At 71.2% G+C, this 1,855-nt stretch carries 1 protein-coding gene; it reads right to left on the reverse strand.

All coding sequences use genetic code 11. The annotated features are described in order from the left end of the window. Positions 1-25 precede the first annotated feature (25 nt). Complete coding sequence (locus DQW06_RS19305; protein ID WP_013154625.1) at positions 26-1,738, reverse strand: NAD(P)/FAD-dependent oxidoreductase; 1,713 nt, start codon at positions 1,736-1,738, stop codon at positions 26-28. Between the last annotated feature and the right edge of the window lie 117 nt (positions 1,739-1,855).

The raw sequence follows: 1,855 nt of genomic DNA on the forward strand, positions 1-1,855 counted from the left end.
GGCGGGGCTCCGAAGAGGTACAGCCTCAGTCCTCGGGGAGGGCGACCGGCGCGAGCTCGTCGAACAGGTCGCCGGGGCCCGGGTTGGACGGGTCGGTCCCGCCGCCGAGGTGGTGGACCACGCCCCACACGGCGTTGAGCGCGGTCTGCACGGCGCCCTCGGCCCAGCCCGCCGTCCAGGACACGTCGTCCCCGGCCAGGAACAGGCCCCGGTGGCGCTCCTCCAGGCCGTCCTGGCGGAAGTGCGTGAACAGACGGCGCTGGTAGCGGTAGTGGCCCGGGAGGTTGGCCTTGAACGCGCCCATGAAGTAGGGCTCGTCCTCCCACGACACCGTCACCGGGTCGCCGGTGATGTGCGAGCGGATGTCCACGCCCGGGTAGATCTTGGACAGCGACGAGAGCATGACCTCCAGACGCTCGTTGGCCGACAGCGGCAGCCACTTGAGCGAGTCGTCGCACCAGGTGTAGGACATGCAGATCGCCGCCGGGCCGTCCGGGTCGGACCCCTCCAGCAGGTAGGTGCCCCGGGTCATGCGGTCGGTGAGCGTCATGCTCATGACGTCGCGTCCGGTCTCGGGGTCCCTGTCCCGCCAGAACGCGCGGTCCACCGGCACGAACAGCTTCGAGGACTCCATGTAGTGGGTGCGCTCGATCGCCGTCCAGTGGTCGATGGGCAGCAGGTCCTCGTCGCAGTCGATCTTGGACAGCATCATCCAGCTCTGCGCGGTGAACACGGCCGCCGCGTAGGTGCGGGTGGAGCCCGAGGCGTCGGTGACCGTGATGTTGCCCGCCGGGGAGCCCTTGGCCGCGGTGCGGCGCAGGGCGGTGACGGCCGGACGCGGGCCGCCCCCGTGCAGCGAGGCCAGGGTGGTGCCCTGCGCCCAGTGCACGAGCTTGTCCGGGGCGTCCTCCCACAGGCGCAGCGGCAGCTGCTCCACACCGCCCACGATGCCCATGTGGTCGTCGTCGGCGCCGGTGTAGGTGACGCGCAGGATCTCCAGGATGGAGTTGGGGAAGTCGGTGTCCCAGCCGCCGGTCCCGAAGCCCACCTGGCCGAAGATCTCGCGGTGGCGGAAGGAGGCGAAGGCCGGGGAGTCGCACAGGAAGCCGTAGAAGGTCTGGTTGTCGAGCCGGGCGACCAGCTCGTTCCAGATCTCCTTCTGGGTGGCCACGTCGCGCTCGCGGATGGCCTCCTGCATGCGGGTGTGCTGGACGCTGTCCAGGGTCGCGTCCCAGGCGCGGGCCACCTCGCGGTAGACCTCGGGCAGGTCGTCGAGGGAGGTGGCGTAGTGGGACCGCCCCTTGAGGTCGACCACGGTGCTGGGAGTCGCCGGGGAGAGCGGGTTGGGGAACGGCGTCGTCTCCAGGCCCACGCGGTCCACGTAGTGCCAGAAGGCGGTGGAGGAGGGCGGGAAGCGCATGGCGCCCATCTCGGCGACCACGTCGTCGGGGCAGCCCGCGAGCTTCTCGGTGCGCAGCCGCCCGCCGATGCGGTCGGCCTCGTACACGACCGGTTTGAGCCCCATCTTCATCAGCTCGTAGGCGGTGACGATCCCCGACAGCCCGCCGCCGATGACGGCGACCTCGGTGCCGTGGCGCTCCGCCGGGACCTGCCCGAGTCCGGCGGGGTGGTCCAGGTAGGCGTCGTAGGCGAACGGGAAGTCCGGCCCGCACATGTTCAGCGGCGTGTTGTCCTGCGCGGGTGCGGCACCGGCGGCCGTGGGCACGGCAGACGTCATTCTCCAACCCCTCCTTCGTGGGTGCGGTCCGGCCGGGAAGCCGGTGGGTGTCCGTGCGCGGATGGCACGGGAGGTGACGGGTGGGTCAACGGTTCGGGTAGGTTCGGGGGCGCGGGC

Origin of the sequence: Nocardiopsis sp. TNDT3 (assembly GCF_003427465.1) — a bacterium.
GTDB lineage: Bacteria > Actinomycetota > Actinomycetes > Streptosporangiales > Streptosporangiaceae > Nocardiopsis > Nocardiopsis dassonvillei.

What these genes read in the sequence shown, in the direction of transcription:
- DQW06_RS19305 (WP_013154625.1), bottom strand. Translation starts at nt 1,738, where the DNA reads ATGACGTCTGCCGTGCCCACGGCCGCCGGTGCCGCACCCGCGCAGGAC.